Genomic DNA, 18,509 nt, shown 5'->3' with positions numbered 1-18,509 from the left:
TTTCTTGTTGAGAAGAATGCAAACAAAGAAGGATAAGGCTGCAAAAATGTGCAATGGAGTACAATGCAAAATGTCCAAATAGAAGCGAAAGTGGCGTCATAGCGGGCTTTGTGGCCTCGCCCAGTATGTAAGCAAAAAATGAAGGTTACCGGAAAAGGGGGCTCTGTATAGTCTGAATTACAAGCTCAATTGATAACGCTTACATAAATGAGGGAGGGGAGAGATTATGAACGGGAAGACCAAATGGAATGGAAGTACCACAGCGGCAGCCCAGGCGGAAATGGCCACCATGCCGATGAAGCGGGAGTCCAACTGGAAGAGGCAGATCAAGCGCAACAAATGGCTGTACGTGCTTGTGCTTCCCGGATTTCTGTACTTTGTTATCTTTAAATATTTGCCCATGTGGGGAATCGTCATTGCCTTTCAGGACTATCAGCCTTTTCTCGGTATCAAGGACAGTGAATGGGTGGGCATGGAGAACTTTACGACCTTTTTCTCCAATCCAGACTTTTTCCGGTTATTGCGTAACACGCTGGTCCTTGCCATATATGATCTCATATTCTTTTTCCCGGCACCGATCATTATTGCCCTTTTATTAAATGAAATTAGGGTGGCGTTCTTCAAAAGAACGATTCAAACGCTGGTGTATGTACCCCATTTCGTGTCCATGGTGATTATCGCCAGTATCACTTACGTCTTCCTGACCCCTCAAGGCGGGGTGCTGTACGACCTGATTGCCTGGATAACGGGAAAGCCAATTGATGTATTATCCAGTCCGGGTTCAATTCGTCCACTGATTATCATTCAGATGATGTGGAAGGAGATGGGCTGGGGAACAATCATCTTCCTGGCCGCACTCGCAGGCGTGGACACCGAGCAGTATGAAGCCTCTATTGTGGATGGTGCGGGACGATTACGACGCATGTGGCACATTACGCTGCCGGCGATTCGCACAACCATTGTCATTTTGCTAATCCTTAGACTGGGGAACTTTTTGGATACGGGATTCGAACAGATTTATCTGATGACCAATTCGCTTAACCGCGACGTGGCCGATGTATTTGATACCTATGTCTATACGGTAGGGATTACGCAAGGGGCATTCAGCTACAGTACTGCGGTAGGATTATTCAAATCGGTCGTGGGTATCATCCTAGTGCTCGGCAGCAATAAACTTGCCAAAAAATTTGGCCATCCGGGGATTTATTAAGCAGGCATTCTGCATGAATTCATAAGGAGGAAAGCCCATGAACAGCCGTCTCTACAACAGCCCTGCCGGCAAAGTATTTGATATTTTCAATTACATCATGCTGGGTATCCTGGGCATACTGACTGTCCTTCCTTTCCTGTATATTATAGGAAATTCGTTCGCGACCGAAGCCGAGATTACGGAACGAAGTTTCTTTCTCATTCCGAAAGTCTTCTCCTTCAGCGCGTATGAGTATATTTTTTCTTCGTCTACCATCTTCCGCAGCATTGGCGTCTCCGTATTTGTGACGGTAGCAGGCACGCTGGTCAATCTGTTCTTCACGCTGACGATGGCTTATCCGCTATCCAGAAGCGACTTCTGGGGACGCAACGTCATGATGAACATGGTGATCTTCTCCATGCTGTTCGGCGGAGGAATGATCCCGACGTATCTTGTCATCCGTGGACTGGGATTGCTCGATTCTTACTGGGCCCTTATGCTTCCTGGCGCAATCAGCGCTTTTAATTTAATCGTTGTCAAAAACTTTTTTCAGCAAATGCCGCCCGGGCTGGAGGAAGCGGCCCGTATCGACGGCTGCTCGGATCTCGGGGTACTCTGGCGAATTGTCCTGCCATTATCCAAACCGGTGATTGCCACGTTTGCGTTATTTTATGCCGTAGGGCATTGGAATAACTTCTTCTCGGCACTCCTGTACATTTCCGACAGTGGCAAATGGCCGCTGCAGGTGATGCTGAGGCAGATTGTTCTGCTCTCGCAGGCAAGCGTTGGGGATATGGCCAATATGGATCCCAATTTCGTACAGCCACCGGAACAGTCCATTAAAATGGCCGTCATCGTGGTAGGTACCATTCCGATTTTGCTCGTGTATCCGTTTTTGCAAAAGCATTTTGCCAAAGGTGTCATGTTAGGCTCAATCAAAGGCTAAAAGCCAAGGGGGAGAACGTATGGGACAAAAAGCAGGAATCAAAAAAACAGCACTTGTACTTTCGGCAGCATTGTTACTGAGCACGGCTCTGGGAGCTTGCTCCACGGACAAAACCAACGATACGGGCGAAGCGGCTGCAGGTGGAACTGATCAGATTACCATCATGCTTCCGAACTTTGAAGCCGAAAATCCGCCTGAAAACAGCCCGGTCATCCAGAAGCTTGAGGAATTAACCAAAGTGGATGTGAATCTGCAGTGGGTGCCGAGCAGCTCCTATGAGGACAAATTCAACATTACTCTGGCCTCCGGCAAGCTGCCCGACGTGATGGTCGTGCTTGGCAAATCCCCAAGCTTCATTAACGCTGCACGTACCGGGGCTTTCTGGGAGCTGGGGCCTTATCTGAAAGACTACCCGAATTTGAGCCAGATGAATGAAATTATTACGAACAATGCCTCCATTGACGGCAAAACCTACGGCATCTACCGGGGAAGACCGCTGGGACGTAACGGGATAACGATCCGGAAGGATTGGCTGGAAAATCTGGGTCTGGAAGCACCCAAAAATCTGGACGATCTTTATAATGTGCTAAAAGCATTCACTACAGATGATCCGGATGGCAACGGCAAGGATGATACGTACGGTTTGGTAGCGAGCAAATTTAACGGGCCATGGGACAATATGCAGATCTGGTTTGGTGCGCCCAACAAATGGGGCGATGATGGCAGCGGTAATTTGATTCCGGCACACGAAACACCCGAGTATATGGAAGCACTGAAGTTTTTCCGTCAGATCTACAGTGAAGGTTTGGTGAACAAGGACTTTGCCGTGATGGATGCGACCAAGCTGCCTGATCCGTTTGTCAACGGGCAGGCGGGTGCCATGATCGATGTAGCGGATAACGCACAGCGGATGGATCAGAAAATTCTGGAGAAGGACCCATCGGCCACAGGGCGGGTGGATGTGCTTCAGGCGGTGGAAGGGCCCAAAGGGCTGCGTGACATGCCTACCTCAGGCTACTCCGGTATGATTGCCGTCTCCAAAAGTGGTGTGAAAACGGAAGAAGATCTGAAAAAGGTGCTCGCATTCCTGGATCAATTGAACGAGCCGGAGCTCCAGGCTTTGCTGTCCAATGGTCTGGAAGGTAAACAATATGAGAAAAAAGGGGAATATGTTGTTCCAACCACCGACAAGCTTGCACTGCGAGATCTGCAGGGTCTGAACCAAATTTTGATGTTCCTTCCGGAAGACCGCGCCTTCCGGGTTGAGCCGACGCCGGTGCGTGAGAAGGTAGCAGAGGTACAAAAGGCCAACGAGGAGATCGTTGTTCCGAATCCGGGTGAACCCTTGATCTCTGATGTTTATGCACAGAAAGGGCCCCAGCTGGATAACATCATCAACGATGCCCGTATCAAATTCATTGTGGGACAGATTGATGAGAAGGGATTCCAGGACGCAATCGCACTGTGGAAGAGCAGCGGCGGTGATGAGTACGTGAAGGAAGTCAACGAATTGTACGCTGCATTGAAGTAGTCAAAATCCAGAGCCCGGCAGCCGTACGTAAGTACAACAGAAGCTGTCGGGCATTTCCATCTATATCAATTTTTTAAAACATTTTGTATTTACAGGCTCCCTAACCGCTTTTTTTAAGGTATAATCTTAGCCAAACAAACGTACATGAACATAAATGAACCGTAATGGAAGAAGAAAAGACTCTTTTTAACAGGGAGGAAAGCGACATGTGGAACGGGGAGGCATTTGCGAATCCCGCCGCGCAGTACCGGATTCATCCGTTCTGGTTTTGGAATGGGGATATGGAGGAAGAGCAGATCCAACGGCAAGTGAAAGAAATGTCAGCACAAGGTGTGGGCGGTTTTTTCATTTGTCCGCGTCAGGGGCTGCAGATCCCCTATCTGTCGGATGCTTGGTTTGATAAGGTTCGGATTGCGGTGGAAGCAGCCGAGACCTGCGGCATGGAAGTCTGGCTGTATGACGAATACCCTTATCCTAGCGGCATGGCAGGCGGTGAGGTCACCCTGGATTTCCCTGAAGCCAAGCAGCGCCAGCTCGTGCATCAGCGGTTACATGTGCAGGGCGGAGAAGCTGTGAACCATGAGTTACCGTGGGGGCGAATTTTGGTCGCCAAAGCCATACCAAAAGACGCAGAGGGTAGACGGTTATGGGATAAGTCTATCGATCTGCGGCACCACATCGGTAATATCCAGACCGATCAGGTATATCAGGAGACGGGTCTCACGTCGTATAATCGCAAGCGATTTTTTACATATCGGACGGCTTTCCGCCTGGTTTGGGACCCCCCGGCAGGGAATTGGGATGTAATCCTGTTTCAGGAAGTGGAGATGGATGATTTCAAATATTACGGCCATTTTGTTGACCCGTGCCACAGGGAAGCGATGAGCCGTTTTATTGAACTTACCCATGACCGATATGCGGCGGCTGTTGGAACACATTTTGACAGCGTTATCAAAGGCATGTTTTCGGATGAAATTGCACCGCTCGGACGTATTCCCTGGTCTCCTCAGCTGCCTGCATATTTCCGTGAACGCTGCGGATACAGTCTCGTTGATTCGCTTCCTGCCCTGTTATACGGTGATGTTCCGGACTCGGCCCGTATTCGGTATGACTATTATCAATCGCTGCATCTGCTTCTCAGGGAGTCATACCATCAGCAGGTGCATGACTGGTGCGAGGATGCGGGAATCCAGTATGCCGCAGAGGTTCCTGGCGTACGGATGACGACTCAGTTGTTCAGCCATATGCCCGGGGGAGACTCCGCACATGAGAAGATCGGACGCCCCTTATCCTGGATTCTGGAACGGTACGGCAAGAGAATGCGTGATAATCCGAAGATGGTGAGCTCCCTGGCGAGACAGCTGGGACGCAGCCGCAATTTGATCGAGTGTTTTCATAGTGTGGGCTGGTCGATGACGCTTCAGGATGCGAAATGGATGATTGACCGGATGGCAGCCATGGGCACGAATTTCTATAATTTCCACGCTTTTTTCTATACAATTGGCGGGTTAACGAAGCATGATGCACCGCCATCCCAGTTTCTGCAAAATCCATACTGGAAGCATTTCCGCAAGCTTGGAGATTACACGGGACGAATAAGTTATCTCATGAGCACGGGGACAGCCGATATTCGGATTGCTGTTCTTGATCCGACGACCACTTTCTGGAGCCTGATGGGAAATCCGCTGCATGGGTTTGAATACAGCGGTGAGGATGAAGCCGAACGGGCGAGACTGGAGCGGCTTACGAATGATTGGATGCGAATTGGTGTACATCTGCTAGAGAACAGACGTGACTATGACCATCTGGACCCTGAGCTGCTGGCCGAAGCCGAACTTGCGGATGGAACGATTCGGATTGGTGCTGCCAGATACGAAGTACTTATCCTTCCGCCGATGCTAAACCTGGAGGCAGATGCCTGGAAGCAGGTTAGACGTTTTGCTGAGCAAGGAGGAACCGTCATATCAGTCGGACTGCCTCCGTACATCTCGATTCAGGAAGGAAGTCCAGAAGGCAATGAAGCAGCAGACTTCTTCGGTGCAGGGGATCAACCCGAGGAAGAGTATTGGGGTCATGCCGGGGATTTCAGACAAGGCAGCTGTGAATTAATGTGGCAGCAAGGGGAGGGAGAAGCCTACTTCCTTCCGGTTGGTGCAGGTCAGGGGGATGATTCAACGCTTGAATTAATCTCGCTGCTGCTGGACCAGGTGCTGCCAGAGCCTATCTGTTGGATTATGGAGGAAGAGAGTGCCTCCTTGTTAATGCAGACCCGTCAATTATCGGATGGTGAATATATGGTGTTCCTGTCCAATCAGGAGGGTAGGCAATTAAAGGGACAATTGAAGGTTGTTGCCAAGCAGTTATGGAGCAGTACGGATGTCTCATCGGATAAACGTGTGCTGGCAGAGCGGCTTAATCTGGAGACAGGAGAACGGGAAGTCTTGCCGCTGACCAGCAGCGGGGGCGAATGGTGTATTTCACTCGGGTTTGCCGGGTATGAAGCACACGCTGTGCGGCTGACTCTGCAAGCAAAATCTTCTGAGGATATACCGGGTAACATCGCTCAGACCGAAGTGGCTGCACCATTCAAGCCTGATGCTGCACATATGCCATCTGCGCCCCTTATTTTACCTGTAGAAGGGCCATGGCGACTGGAGACCATTCAGCCCAATACCCTTCGGATTGGACAGTTCCATCTTACGGCAACGAATGACAATGGCGTGATCTTGGAAAACAAGCATGCAGGCGTTAAGCCTTTTATCGATCAAGCGGCTGAATTGTCAGGACATCATCACTTGCCTGTTCAGTTTAATCAGGTATTTGGCACGCCCAAGAAAGCGGCAATTGCCTATCCGATTCAATGCCGGTACACCACAGCTTTTGAACTGGGAACGGCTTTGCCGGAGTGCAGCCTATTTATGGATCAGGCAGCCATTGCAGGGGCATGGATCATGGAGATCAACGGCAAAACAATTGGGCCTGATCAATTCGAGTCCGTGGAGATCACAGATTATACCAACATTAGCTGTGATATCAATGAGTGGCTGCGCACAGGCTTGAATGAAATAACGATTACGGTACAGGTCACGAAGGATGAGGAAGGAATCCTCGATCCACTGTATCTGCAGGGACGGTTTGGCGTGGAGTTTCATCACGAAGGGATGGTCTCCTTGGTCCGTGAGCTGGATACGGCCATTCGGATCACGCCTGAGCCACAGCCCCTGTACCCGTATTATGCAGGAGAGATGAGCTATAAACGCAGCTTCTGGCTGGATCAGCCTGATGCGGATGCCGAATCCTTTGAACTCGAATTCAGTGAATGGCTTGTGCAGGATGTGGCGGAGGTTCTGGTCAACGGTCATAGCCTTGGCGTGCGCTGCTGGTCTCCGTATCGCTGGAGTGGAGATACTTCATGGCTCCGTTCAGGAGACAACGAGATCGAAGTACGCATCACCAATACGTTGATTGGTCTGCTCGAAGGTACCTATTTTGATTCGGATAGCCATAGTTTGCAAGAGGCTGGTATTGGATTAGTTGAAGAATAAATTTGGAAATGTGGAGGAGACGCATATGAGTACAACCCATTCAGAACAGGAAAAAATGGCTGCCGTCTGGGTCGCGGATCAGGGAGACGGGACGTATCGCAACCCCATATTGCATGCCGATTATTCTGACCCTGACGTCATTCGTGTCGGCGATGATTTTTATATGACTGCTTCAAGTTTCTCGCACATACCCGGGCTGCCCATTTTGCATTCGAAGGATCTGGTGAACTGGAAGCTGGTGCAGTACGCCATTCAGCGGCTGGATCTGGAAGGGTATGATGTACCGCTTCATGGCAAGGGCGTATGGGCACCAAGCATCCGGTATCATGACGGGAAGTACTGGATTTTCTTCAGCACGCCGGATGATGGCATCTTCATGACAACAGCCGATCACCCCGAGGGCGAATGGTCGCCTCTTCATCTGGTCCATGAGGTGAAGGGCTGGATTGATCCTTGCCCGTTATGGGATGAAGATGGTCAAGCCTATTTGGTTCACGCCTTTGCTAAGAGCCGCGCTGGCATAAAAAGCAAGATTAAGGTGTGCCGCATGGCTCCGGATGGAAGCAGGCTCCTGGATGAAGGGCTGATTGTTTTTGACGGTACAGCTCATCACCCTACGATTGAGGGGCCGAAGTTTTATAAGCGGGACGGGTACTACTACATCTTTGCCCCTGCCGGGGGTGTGAAGCCTGGATGGCAGACCGTTTTGCGTTCCAAGCAGGTGTTTGGTCCCTATGAGGATCGGATCGTGATGCATCAGGGAGCTTCCAATGTTAATGGTCCTCATCAGGGGGGATACGTGGAACTGGAATCAGGAGAGTCATGGTTCATTCATTTTCAGGATCGGGATGCATATGGCCGAATCGTTCATCTTCAGCCCATGAAGTGGAACGAGGACGGATGGCCTGTCATTGGCGTAGATCGTGAAGGAAATGGAACAGGTGAGCCTGTGGATGCGTACACCAAACCCGATGTGGGTGCTGCCTACCCGATTGTTGTGCCTGATGTTTCAGATGATTTCCAAAATGAACGCATAGGAGTTCAGTGGCAGTGGCAGGCCAACTCCCGTCCCGAATGGGCAGAGGTTGTTCCGGACAAGGGACTTGTATTACATATGCATCCTTACCCGGAAGGCATACAATCCTTATTTGGCGTTCCGCAGCTGCTTATGCAGAAGCTTCCTGCCTCCGCCTTTGAAGCAACAACCAAGCTGACCTTTTTGCCGAAGCAGGAGGGTGACCGCGCGGGACTCATTGTATTTGGTGATGATTATGCTTGCCTGAGTCTCTATCAGACTGACACTGGAGCGGTCAGGTTGTCCCTGCTCCGCGGAGCCAAACAGCCAGACAACCATTTGCATGCGGATGAATCGGAAGAAGCCGGAATGGATTGGAGTGAGCATGGTTCACCGGAAACCGGTTGGACCATTCATCTCCGCTTTTCGCTGGAGGAACCTGCTCGCTGCCAGTTTAGCTGGAGTAAGAACGGAAAAGACTTCCAGCCCATTGGTGCACCGTTTACGGCGACAACTGCACTTTGGGTTGGTGCGAAGATGGGGGTATTTGCTCTAAACACGCAATCTGCGAATCGTGGAGGCCAAGGCGTTTTTCGATATTTTAAGGTGAACGAAACGGTGGAAGAACAGGGTAAGGAGGAGGTCCAAGATGGGACATCGCATTCAGTTTGATCGGTATCCTGGCGGTGTGATGAAGGCATTGACGCTCAGTTATGACGACGGTGTGGTTCACGACCGCAGGCTGGTGGAGATTTTTAATCGCTATGGGCTGCGAGGAACATTCAATCTGAACTCAGGGACGCTCGGGAAACCGGGGCGAATTGAGCCGGAGGAAGTCGCTGAACTGTATGCCGGGCATGAAGTGGCTGTGCATACGGTTACTCATCCTACATTGCCTTATGTACCGGATGAGCTATTGAACGAAGAAATTATGGAGGATCGCCGTGCACTGGAGCAGCTTGTTGGTTATCCAGTGAGGGGAATGGCCTATCCCAATGGAGGGTTTGATCGTGCACTGAGTACCAAACTGGAGTGGTTAGGCTTGGACTATGCCCGGACGGTTGAATCCCACGGCAGATATACGCTGCCTGAACGCCCGCTAGAATGGCACCCGACCTGTCATCATAAAAATGACCTGGCAGCGCATGCCGAGCGTTTTATCCAGCATTCCAAAACGGGTACACCGCTCCTGCTCTATGTTTGGGGACACAGTTATGAATTCAATGATAACGACAATTGGGAGATCATTGAGCAGTTTGGCGAGCAGATTGGTGGAAGAGACGATATCTGGTATGCGACGAATTTCGAGATCATTGCCTATTGGAAAGCGGTCAAACGACTCGAATGTTCAGCAGACCGATCCATTATCCATAATCCGTCGGCCATATCCGTCTGGTTCACGGCAGATCAGCAGGTCATTGAAGTGCGTGCAGGGGAGACATTGCGTTTAACCGAACGAATCAAGGTATAGGGAAGGGGCTGATGATCATTCGTTATTTTCATGCAAACGAGTCGATTGCAGGTAAGGTGCATCATTCAATTCCGGATATTCTGACGACGGTGGCCCAGCGTTATATCGGCGATCATCCCAAACATTCTTTTCTGTTCCGGGCCTACCACCGTGGAGGTTTCCGCAGACTGGGGGATTACCGTTACGATCTGAACCTGGACGACAAGTGGCCGGAAGCGAGTGCAGGGCAGTACGTATACGTATGGGGAAAATTATGGAGCCAGCAGGAGACTACGCTGAACACTGGCCTGAACTGCTACAGTCCAGTAACGATCTATGTCAACGGGGTAGAGACCTTCAAATCCGAGCTGCTGCAGGAGTTATTTCCCGAGCGAAGAACCCAGATTCCAATTCACGTAAAGGTTGGCTGGAATGACGTCTTGCTTTGTTTTGTCAAAACCGAGGTTGGATTCGGCGGCATTTATGGTACCGCTTCCTTCAAGAACTTCCCGCTTCATTTCCTCACTCCGGGAGTGGATCGGCAAGGTCAGGAAGGCTGGCTGTATTCCAAGCCTCTTGATGTACCTGTAACTTCGATTCCCCATGACGGAATGACGGAAGAAGAAACAGGGCTTTCCTGGTACCCACGAAGAGAATGGACAGAAGAAGAACGGAAGGCCGGCTCTTTCGCGAGGATCTTTGGTACAGAGCAACCGGGTGTTGCCTACGCGTGGACCAAGCTGGATGTAACATTGTCGGGATCATCTCCTGTAGTATTGCAAGGTCAGCATGAAGGTGCCCTTCATTTGTACCTGGACGGTAAGGAAGTATATACCTCAGACAAAAGTGGACCTTATCGCGTGGAACTGCCGCGCCGCTATGGATTATCCGATCTCGTGGCACGAGGGGAAACCAAGGCCGGGGAGGGCCATTGGGGGTTCACGCTGGAATCGCCCGGGCTCTCGGGTTCAGCTGGCTGGAGATTAAGCTCTCCGCATCCGGTTGCTGGCAGTTCTGACGTATGGTTGTATACCGGGAAATTTACTCCGGGTTCTGTACCTTCACCCACAGATATTGTCGTGACCGATACTGTGTTTGATGATGGATCGAAAGGTGTTTACTGGCAGGTAGATCAGCCGGATACAAGCGTTCGCCCATATCTCGAAAATACACATTACGGAAAATGGAACTATCCATTAGGGGTTACGCTGCTTGGACTTCTGCGTATCGGACAGGAGCTGAAACGTGACGATTACATCCAGTATGTTCGGGAGCATATTGGCCTGAGTACTTCATTCGACCGTTATGGTCTATGGGATCGGGAAACCTACGGTGCAGCGGGAATTAACAACCAGTTGTCTGCGATCGACAGTCTGGATGATTGTGGTTCGTTCGGATCAACGCTGCTGGCTGCGATGGAACTGGGTGACATTCGCGGGGGCCGAGATACGGCAGATCGGATTGCCCGTTACATTACGGATAAGCAGGAACGACTGGAGGATGGAGCCTTTTATCGTGTTCGCGGAAGCGGAGAGATGCGTCACGAAACGATGTGGTGTGATGATCTGTACATGAGTACACCATTCCTGATGCGTTATGGACAACTGACGGGCAATACGGCGTATTGGGATGATGCCATTAACCAGTTCCTGTTGTTCCGTCAGTATCTCTATATTCCTGAGCAGCAGATCATGTCGCATGTGTATGATTTTGTACGTGGACGGGCAACAGGCATCCCGTGGGGGCGTGGAAACGGTTGGGTTCTCTTCTCCCTGACCGAGCTATTAAGCATTCTGCCTCCGGATCATGCAAGGCGTTCGGAATTGCTGAGTTTCTACCGTGATCTGTGTCAGGGATATTTGGCGCTGCAAGGGGAAAATGGTCTGTGGCATCAGGTGCTGAACCGTCCGGACTCCTATGAGGAAACCTCATGCACGTCGATGTTCATCTACGCTTATGCCCGTGGAATTCGCGAGGGATGGCTTGAGACACCTGCGCCATATCTGGAAGCTGTCCGCAAAGGATGGGAAGGCATGACAAGGCTGTCCATTGACTACAAAGGCAATATATATGGTGTATGCCGTGGGTCGGGTTATTCCTTTACCGCGCTCTATTATCGTGACGATCTGGGCTGGATTCTGAACGATACTCACGGGATCGGAATTGTACTCCTGGCAGGAATTGAAGCGCATAAAATGAACCTGCAGCTGAGCGAGATGGACGTTACTGAAGAAGAGGGTACGATGCAGAAGGCTTGAGGAGTTAACATAAGCTTCAGAGTGGATGGAGGCTATTTTAGGGATTTCCTAAAATAGTCTTTTTCTTTCTCAACTATTAAACATTCAGCTATGTGAATTTTTGAAACGAATAGAGGGGATTTGATTATAAGCTCACAGAATATATGTAGAAATACTTACAGTACCCTGGACTAAGGTGCTTGAAGGGTAGAAGGAGGGATTTTTATAGAACTAAAGAAGAAGATGAGTGCTTTAATTCAAGAGTTGAACTTTGAAAAGGTTATTGTAAATGGTAGCACATTGTTATTTCACTCTGGTATCTATTACAAAATAACCCTCGTTAAAGGACTGAACTCTTATGTCCTGGAATTCGCAACTAGTTACGATGAGGCGGTAAAGAATATGTTTGAGGATGGTGACGTCTATCCTATTTCATTAGGTGAAGATCAACTAATCAATGAGTTACGTCATGATTTATTAAAATATTATATAAACATGTGGTTTACTGCGTAATTATATTTTGTGAAAGTTCCAAAGCGGCTGGGGCTCAATATAAAGAGAATGGTTCCAGAGAGCACATATCATTAATTTGGAGGGGATCCGCATGTCTATTTCATCCTCTATAGAGATAGCTTTATCAAAGCCAGTCGCGAGAATGATCATTCTCCAAAAACTCGAAGAATTCGGCTGGTCATATAACGATCATGGAAAAGTAACCTTTCTGCCGGTTGGGGACGTAGATGACTTTGATTGGCAGCATGAATGTATTCCTTTAGAAGAACTGTTTAAGATATTAGCCGAAAAGGATAATCAAAAAGAGTTAATTGGAGTGGTTATGACTTGGAGAGATACAAATATAGGGGGGACATTTTTAGTTAGAGAGAATGGTACCATAATTATAAGTCCTGATATCAATCGAAGAATCCTTAATGTAGAGAGTTGCAACAGAATCACGGATATAAACTGGTATATGACTAAACTAGTACCTGTATTTGGTTCATTACTTGAGTCCATTTCTTACGAAGAACATGTTTAGAGATCAGGGGGATCAAAATATGGCTAGATTTCAGTGTAAATGTGGCGTAACGCTCTCTAACTCAAAAGCCCCAAATGATGTTGAGTTGACAGTATACACAGATAAGGAATGGGACGACATTATTAATCAAGGTGACTTCATTGATCCTATTTATATACCATTCCCTCGGTATGATGTGTGGAGATGTAATAGTTGTGAAAGGATTTATGTTTTTGATGGAAATACAGTAGTTAAAACCTATATTTTAGAACAGTAATCTAAAATAGTTTCACCTCCAATCTATATGTCACTGTATATAATGGTCGTGCCCAGATTTTTTAAAATAGCTCCAGCTGCTCAGGCCCATCCTCTTCCTCGTCAGGTGTGCGATCAGGGAATGGTCGGATCGGCATATCCAGCAGCTCCATCATCATTTGTGCATTGGCTGCTGCATCGCCACCTGAATTGTTATTGAAAATCACATAGACATCCTTACTCTGCTCGTGCAGCTGTTCCAGATATCCTTTCCATTCCATCAATTCTTCCTTGTTGTACCGGTACAAATAGCGGGTCTCCCGCCAGTTGGGTGCACCGTTCTGGTGCCAACCAGACACATTGCGTCCGTGCATCCGCACGAGCGTCATCTCCGAATCCGTCGCCTGCGGTACAATTGGAATGGAGCCTGAGCCCGCTTGCGGCTCGTCACAGACACTGTGAATCCAGCCTTGTTCCCGCAGAAAAGCAAGTGTCCGCTCACGCATGCCATCCTCGTACCAACTGCGATGGCGAAACTCAAGCGCACACGGAATGCCTTCCATTCGTAATCTCACCTCACGCAGCTCGTTAACATTATCACGATTGCAGTCAAACCACGGCGGATATTGGAACAGGGCCGCCTGCATTTTGCCGGCTTCCATTACCGGCTCCAACGACTCCCGAAAAGCCTTGTACATGTCTGAGGTACTGGTGAAATAAGGTTTGCCCCTTAGATGCCCGGTCATCCCCTGATATGCTTTGACGATAAACGAAAAGTCATCCGGTGTCTCAGCTGCCCAGCGTGCCATCCGGTCCCGAGGCTGTACAGCATAGAAGGAACTGTCGACCTCTACGGTTGAAAAGTACTGTCCATATAAATGAAGCTTGTCCTTGGCTTTGGTACGATCAGGATACAGATCATCATGATCTCCCCATCCTGTGAGTCCAATATGAATCATAAATAACACCTCCTGCTGTTCTGTCTCTAAAGCTTATATATAGTTAACCGGTTTGCGGGCACGTGACTATGTTTAACATTATATAGGGCGAATTCAGGTCGTTCAATGAACGGAAGCCGCTGGAAATCTTTGAGTTTGAAGAATAAAGAAGATACAATTACTACAAGCTTAGGTATGATCAGCCCTATATCAAGTACGTTACAGAGAGAACAGGGCCATTGACCATGTGGAGGGCGATACGAATGACGGAATGGTATGAAGATAGCTTTGGAGAAGACTACCTTCTCGTATACAAGCACAGGGATGTGCAGGGAGCATATGAAGAAGTACATAAAATGATCAATTGGTTAAAACTGGAGCCGCAGGCACGGGTCCTTGATCTATGCTGCGGTATGGGACGGCATTCCTTGGCTCTGGCAGACGCAGGCTTCCGGGTCACCGGAATTGACCTGTCGGATGTGCTTCTGCGTGAAGCGCGCCAGATGGACACCGAGAATCGGGTGGAATGGATTCATGCCGACATGCGTAATCTGCCGCTCCAAGGTGGATTTGATGCGGTAGTCAACCTGTTTACATCGTTCGGTTATTTTCGTGAGGATGGTGAGCAGCTCAAAGTGCTTCAGGGCATCCGTCATATGCTGAAGCCTGGCGGCAGCTACATTATTGATTTTATGAACACGGCTTACGTAACCCGTCATTTGGTTCCGCATTCCAAACGAGAGACGGAAGGGCATCGTATTGAGGAGTTCCGCCAGATCAAGGACGGATTTGTGCAGAAGGAAATTCATATTACCGATTCAGGGTCCAGTCAGAAACCCCGGATTCATGAGGAACGTGTCAAGCTATACACCCGTGAACAATTGAGTGACATGCTGCAGGAGGCGGGGCTTGTGGTAGATCAGGTTCATGGAGGTTATGACGAAGAGGAATATGAGGAGCAGGATTCCCCGCGCATGATTTTTGTTGGTCATCGGCCTGTGGAGTAAGACCAGCAGGGAGGAGAAGAAAATGAAACGAACGGAAGCAATCAGCATGCCAGAGGGCATGCATCGGCTTCAGATCACGATGTCTTTCCCGCTGCGATGGGTGAACAGTTATGTACTCTTTGAAGCCGATGGAAGGATAACCGTAGTTGATCCAGGCCCGCGCAACCAGGGAACAGAACAGGAATGGCAGGAAGCTCTAACCAATCTGGGATTGTCTTTTCAGGACATTTGCCAAATAGTATTGACCCACCATCATCCTGATCATCTTGGCTTGTCAGGCTGGATGCAGCAGAAGTCGGGCGCGCCTGTACGCATGTCTGCCAGGGCACGTCAAGAGGCAGATTACATGTGGGGCCCGAGTGCAACCATTGATGTGGTAATGCCTGAATATTATCGCCAACATGGAATGCCGGATGAGAAGACCATACAGATCCGTGAACATATGAAGGGATTTATCTCTCAGATCACCCCCTTGCCGGAAGTGACGTTCATTGAAGATGGGGACTGGCTGGATATGGGCGGCAAAAGGTGGATAGCCATCGAGACAGGTGGACATGCCCCAGGGCATCTATCCTTTTATGCACCAGAATCCAGAGAGATATTGTGCGGTGATGCCATACTGCCACAGATTTCGCCCAATATCAGCTTGCAGCCGGGAAGTGATGACCAGCCATTGTTATCTTATCTTCAGGGGCTGCAGCGTCTAGGGAGTTTGGCTGTCGAGAAGGCATATCCGGGGCATCGAAATCCATTCAGCCAATTTACGGAACGAACCTCTCATCTGCTAGCCCACCATGAGGAGCGGCTTCAGAAGATGGCTGAGCATATTGCTCAGCGCCCGTCGAACGGGTATGACGTTTGTGTTTCCTTGTTTGGTGATCGATTGGGCACACATCAGCTGCGCTTTGCCATGAGTGAAACGCTCGCTCATCTTCAGGAGTTGATTCGGCGGGGGCAAATTACGCAGGAACAGAGTGCGGATGGATCATTTTTTTTCAGAAAAGCATAACGGAGTTCGTTCGAAAATAGGAAAGCAAAAGCAATTATTCATAAGGCTAAGGCTCTGTAATGGGAGAACATTTCCCGTTCAGGGCCTATTTTGTGTATATGGAATCGGAGGAAATGGAAAGCTTTAGTCTTTCTTAACGGTTCATTCATCTGCTTTTAATCCAGGACCCCTAAGATAAGTGCATGAACTTCGCTAGAGAAAGTAGGGAAGAGCGATGAACAGAAAGAAACGAAATCAATGGAGAAAATGGCAAGCCTCAGCGATGGCAACTTTAACGGTGGCTGCACTCTTTCAATATGTAAGATCCTCTGATGCCTTTGATGTTGCATATGCAGCAGCAAATGGAATAGATACCAATAGTTTACCTGCAAGTCAGTCGAATCCCCGGGACGATGTGATGGATGAATGGACAGGCAGATTTGTCCCAAATCAGGAAGAGAAACAGCACGAACGGAGCAGATCCTATAGCCGGGATTTCAGTCAGTCTGATCGGGTATCTGACTCCGGAACCGGCAGTGGCAGTTACCAGTCACGCACAGGTGCATCATGAGCCCCGCTGCAGAGACTACGTGTCCTTTTAAGTTCAGATTTCGTGCCATGAATACGGATGTGGAGGTTCAGCTGGTAACTGCCGGACATGAGGGAGCTGAGCATGCAGCAGCACTTGTAAAAAACTGGTTTGAAACACAAGAACAGCGCTTCAGTCGGTTTATATTCAATAGTGAATTGAATCGTCTGAATCGTTCTGTGGGATGGATCCCAGTTTCCGCTGCCATGGATGAGGTATTGAGTTTGGCATACGGATATATAGGTCAGACGGAAGGGATTTTTCAACCGGGCATTTCAAAAGCTCTTCGGCAACAGGGATATGATGTCAGCTTCGAACAGATCGGGCAGCAGGAGCGAGGCATGACGCAGTCCCTGCAGCATACCTCAACCACGGTTGCTGCACTAATTTCGGAAGAGGAGCACGATTATACCTGTCCAGGATGGATGCACAGAGAGGGCAGCCGGATGGTACGTCTGGATCCCGGTATTGAACTGGATTTGGGCGGCATTGTGAAAGGCTGGGCAACGGAACGCATTGCCGATTGGCTGCAGCGCACGCTTCACATTCCTGCAGGCATGATTAATGCGGGAGGAGATATTCAGATGTGGGGTACACCTGCGTCTTCTGCATGGACTGTTTATATAAAGGACCCTTTGCTGGATAAACGCAATTTGATAGGAAGCATTCAGTTAGACTCTGGGGCAGTTGCGACTTCAGGAATTGCACGCAGACAGTGGCGGCAGGCTGATGGAAGCCTGTCCCATCATTTGATTGATCCGCGGACAATGAAGCCGGCTGATACGGATGTGGTACAATGCACCGCTGTAGGCCAGCATGTCTCGCAATGCGAGATTATCGCGAAGACCGTCTGTATCCTGGGAAGTGCTGAAGCGATGGGCTGGTTGAACAGGCATTATGACAGGCATGATGTTTTATGGATAACCCGGGAAGGCAAGCTCTGGTTCAGAGGGGATATGGACGCACTGGAAAAGCGGTGGCCAGGCTTTGAACCGGATCACTGCTTCAGCCTTATTTAAAGATGAGTATCCTGCATCCAGTTTTTTTATATTGACGCAAAGTGATGAAACGATAAGTCTATCAGATATGGGGGAGCCGGCTATGGCACAATGGATTGTTGATCATGTACCGACGTGGAATATTATTCGTATTAGCGGGATAGCCGCTTATCTGCTGCTCTTTGCAGGTGTCTTTCTGGGAATTGCCCAAGGGATGCCTACCGCCAAAGGCAAACCCAGAGCCACCATGTACCAGTGGCATACCCGGACGACCTGGCTTGCCTTTGGACTTGGTATCCTGCATGCACTAACCCTGTATATCGACCATTACAGTCCGTTTACCTGGAGTGAACTGCTTATTCCATTTAGTGCCTCAGTACATCCGGTTGGCAGTGGGCTTGGGACATTATCCTTTTACGCTTTGCTGATTGTGCTGCTCTCCAGTGATCTGCGTAATAAACTGGGCCGCAAATGGTGGTTTGCGTTCCACATGCTGTCTTATCCTGCTTTTATCGGTTTGCTGATGCATGGCATGATTACAGGTTCTGACTCGGGGAATGTACTGATGCGTTTAATGTACGTCTTTACCGGCTTGTCCATCCTTGGCATTACGGTGCTGCGGGGGCTTCTGCGTGAACGCAAAGGACCGCAAATCACGATTGGACCCAATCGTTCACAGTCACAGCCAACCATGGAACGGAACTGGGGCGAAGCATACGGACTTGTTGGAGCGGGAAGACAGGAAGGGTTAAAATAGATGTGATAACATCTGGTGTATATACGAAAAAGAAGCGGCCCAAGGGGCC

General features: G+C 49.3%; 16 protein-coding genes. 15 read left to right on the top strand and 1 reads right to left on the bottom strand.

Annotation, left to right across the window (positions count from 1 at the left end; genetic code table 11):
• The first annotated feature begins 280 nt into the window (after nucleotides 1–280).
• From AC3WQ3_RS08280 to AC3WQ3_RS08235, 10 genes are all read left to right on the top strand, one after another.
• On the top strand, nucleotides 281–1,210 hold the full coding sequence (locus AC3WQ3_RS08280; RefSeq protein ID WP_492472054.1) for an ABC transporter permease: 930 nt from the start codon (nucleotides 281–283) through the stop codon (nucleotides 1,208–1,210).
• A 37-nt stretch (nucleotides 1,211–1,247) separates the two neighbouring features.
• Nucleotides 1,248–2,135: a carbohydrate ABC transporter permease gene (locus tag AC3WQ3_RS08275; protein WP_492471957.1), complete on the top strand. Its 888-nt coding sequence runs from the start codon at nucleotides 1,248–1,250 to the stop codon at nucleotides 2,133–2,135.
• Between the two features lie 19 nt (nucleotides 2,136–2,154).
• Nucleotides 2,155–3,666, top strand: a complete 1,512-nt coding sequence (locus tag AC3WQ3_RS08270; protein ID WP_492471956.1) for an extracellular solute-binding protein — start codon at nucleotides 2,155–2,157, stop codon at nucleotides 3,664–3,666.
• A gap of 206 nt (nucleotides 3,667–3,872) precedes the next feature.
• Nucleotides 3,873–7,211, top strand: coding sequence for a glycosyl hydrolase (locus AC3WQ3_RS08265; protein WP_492471955.1), 3,339 nt, complete (start codon nucleotides 3,873–3,875; stop codon nucleotides 7,209–7,211).
• Between the two features lie 25 nt (nucleotides 7,212–7,236).
• Entirely contained in the window at nucleotides 7,237–8,898 is a 1,662-nt protein-coding gene (locus tag AC3WQ3_RS08260; protein ID WP_492471954.1) for a glycoside hydrolase family 43 protein, read from the top strand.
• The gene (locus AC3WQ3_RS08255) at nucleotides 8,876–9,697 is read left to right on the top strand and encodes a polysaccharide deacetylase family protein (RefSeq protein WP_492471953.1); all 822 of its coding nucleotides are present in this window, start codon (nucleotides 8,876–8,878) and stop codon (nucleotides 9,695–9,697) included. The genes AC3WQ3_RS08260 and AC3WQ3_RS08255 overlap by 23 nt, the downstream gene beginning before the upstream one ends.
• 11 nt (nucleotides 9,698–9,708) lie before the next feature.
• Nucleotides 9,709–11,934 (top strand): glycoside hydrolase family 88/105 protein, encoded by a 2,226-nt coding sequence (locus tag AC3WQ3_RS08250; protein WP_492471952.1) that lies wholly within the window; start codon nucleotides 9,709–9,711, stop codon nucleotides 11,932–11,934.
• Between the two features lie 222 nt (nucleotides 11,935–12,156).
• Nucleotides 12,157–12,426 carry a hypothetical protein gene (locus tag AC3WQ3_RS08245; protein WP_492471951.1) on the top strand — a complete coding sequence of 90 codons (270 nt, stop codon included), beginning with the start codon at nucleotides 12,157–12,159 and terminating at the stop codon, nucleotides 12,424–12,426.
• A gap of 91 nt (nucleotides 12,427–12,517) precedes the next feature.
• Nucleotides 12,518–12,949: a hypothetical protein gene (locus tag AC3WQ3_RS08240; protein WP_492471950.1), complete on the top strand. Its 432-nt coding sequence runs from the start codon at nucleotides 12,518–12,520 to the stop codon at nucleotides 12,947–12,949.
• A gap of 19 nt (nucleotides 12,950–12,968) precedes the next feature.
• Nucleotides 12,969–13,205, top strand: a complete 237-nt coding sequence (locus tag AC3WQ3_RS08235) for a DUF8617 domain-containing protein (RefSeq protein WP_154896312.1) — start codon at nucleotides 12,969–12,971, stop codon at nucleotides 13,203–13,205.
• A 61-nt stretch (nucleotides 13,206–13,266) separates the two neighbouring features.
• Here the strand turns inward: AC3WQ3_RS08235 and AC3WQ3_RS08230 are convergent, their stop codons facing one another.
• Nucleotides 13,267–14,142 carry a DUF72 domain-containing protein gene (locus tag AC3WQ3_RS08230; protein ID WP_336782806.1) on the bottom strand — a complete coding sequence of 292 codons (876 nt, stop codon included), beginning with the start codon at nucleotides 14,140–14,142 and terminating at the stop codon, nucleotides 13,267–13,269.
• A gap of 242 nt (nucleotides 14,143–14,384) precedes the next feature.
• On the opposite strand from AC3WQ3_RS08230, the gene AC3WQ3_RS08225 reads away from it, so the two are divergent.
• The 5 genes from AC3WQ3_RS08225 to AC3WQ3_RS08205 all read left to right on the top strand — a co-directional run bounded on the left by AC3WQ3_RS08225 (nucleotide 14,385) and on the right by AC3WQ3_RS08205 (nucleotide 18,460).
• Nucleotides 14,385–15,128, top strand: coding sequence for a class I SAM-dependent methyltransferase (locus AC3WQ3_RS08225; RefSeq protein WP_492471949.1), 744 nt, complete (start codon nucleotides 14,385–14,387; stop codon nucleotides 15,126–15,128).
• Between the two features lie 22 nt (nucleotides 15,129–15,150).
• On the top strand, nucleotides 15,151–16,137 hold the full coding sequence (locus tag AC3WQ3_RS08220; protein WP_492471948.1) for an MBL fold metallo-hydrolase: 987 nt from the start codon (nucleotides 15,151–15,153) through the stop codon (nucleotides 16,135–16,137).
• Nucleotides 16,138–16,399: 262 nt separating this feature from the next.
• Entirely contained in the window at nucleotides 16,400–16,687 is a 288-nt protein-coding gene (locus tag AC3WQ3_RS08215) for a hypothetical protein (protein ID WP_492471947.1), read from the top strand.
• Nucleotides 16,688–16,734: 47 nt separating this feature from the next.
• Nucleotides 16,735–17,724, top strand: coding sequence for an FAD:protein FMN transferase (locus tag AC3WQ3_RS08210; RefSeq protein WP_336782798.1), 990 nt, complete (start codon nucleotides 16,735–16,737; stop codon nucleotides 17,722–17,724).
• Nucleotides 17,725–17,806: 82 nt separating this feature from the next.
• The gene (locus AC3WQ3_RS08205; RefSeq protein ID WP_492471946.1) at nucleotides 17,807–18,460 is read left to right on the top strand and encodes a ferric reductase-like transmembrane domain-containing protein; all 654 of its coding nucleotides are present in this window, start codon (nucleotides 17,807–17,809) and stop codon (nucleotides 18,458–18,460) included.
• The last annotated feature ends 49 nt before the right edge of the window (nucleotides 18,461–18,509 follow it).

Source organism: Paenibacillus sp. FW104-T2 (assembly GCF_058789975.1).
This window is presented reverse-complemented; position numbering and strand designations above follow the sequence as displayed.

Excerpts from the sequence above, each read along its gene's own strand:
- AC3WQ3_RS08280 (WP_492472054.1), top strand. The coding sequence starts at position 281 with ATGGCCACCATGCCGATGAAGCGGGAGTCCAACTGGAAGAGGCAGATC.
- AC3WQ3_RS08275 (WP_492471957.1), top strand. The coding sequence starts at position 1,248 with ATGAACAGCCGTCTCTACAACAGCCCTGCCGGCAAAGTATTTGATATT.
- AC3WQ3_RS08270 (WP_492471956.1), top strand. The coding sequence starts at position 2,155 with ATGGGACAAAAAGCAGGAATCAAAAAAACAGCACTTGTACTTTCGGCA.
- AC3WQ3_RS08265 (WP_492471955.1), top strand. The coding sequence starts at position 3,873 with ATGTGGAACGGGGAGGCATTTGCGAATCCCGCCGCGCAGTACCGGATT.
- AC3WQ3_RS08260 (WP_492471954.1), top strand. The coding sequence starts at position 7,237 with ATGAGTACAACCCATTCAGAACAGGAAAAAATGGCTGCCGTCTGGGTC.
- AC3WQ3_RS08255 (WP_492471953.1), top strand. The coding sequence starts at position 8,876 with ATGGGACATCGCATTCAGTTTGATCGGTATCCTGGCGGTGTGATGAAG.
- AC3WQ3_RS08250 (WP_492471952.1), top strand. The coding sequence starts at position 9,709 with ATGATCATTCGTTATTTTCATGCAAACGAGTCGATTGCAGGTAAGGTG.
- AC3WQ3_RS08245 (WP_492471951.1), top strand. The coding sequence starts at position 12,157 with ATGAGTGCTTTAATTCAAGAGTTGAACTTTGAAAAGGTTATTGTAAAT.
- AC3WQ3_RS08240 (WP_492471950.1), top strand. The coding sequence starts at position 12,518 with ATGTCTATTTCATCCTCTATAGAGATAGCTTTATCAAAGCCAGTCGCG.
- AC3WQ3_RS08235 (WP_154896312.1), top strand. The coding sequence starts at position 12,969 with ATGGCTAGATTTCAGTGTAAATGTGGCGTAACGCTCTCTAACTCAAAA.
- AC3WQ3_RS08230 (WP_336782806.1), bottom strand. The coding sequence starts at position 14,142 with ATGATTCATATTGGACTCACAGGATGGGGAGATCATGATGATCTGTAT.
- AC3WQ3_RS08225 (WP_492471949.1), top strand. The coding sequence starts at position 14,385 with ATGACGGAATGGTATGAAGATAGCTTTGGAGAAGACTACCTTCTCGTA.
- AC3WQ3_RS08220 (WP_492471948.1), top strand. The coding sequence starts at position 15,151 with ATGAAACGAACGGAAGCAATCAGCATGCCAGAGGGCATGCATCGGCTT.
- AC3WQ3_RS08215 (WP_492471947.1), top strand. The coding sequence starts at position 16,400 with ATGGCAACTTTAACGGTGGCTGCACTCTTTCAATATGTAAGATCCTCT.
- AC3WQ3_RS08210 (WP_336782798.1), top strand. The coding sequence starts at position 16,735 with ATGAATACGGATGTGGAGGTTCAGCTGGTAACTGCCGGACATGAGGGA.
- AC3WQ3_RS08205 (WP_492471946.1), top strand. The coding sequence starts at position 17,807 with ATGGCACAATGGATTGTTGATCATGTACCGACGTGGAATATTATTCGT.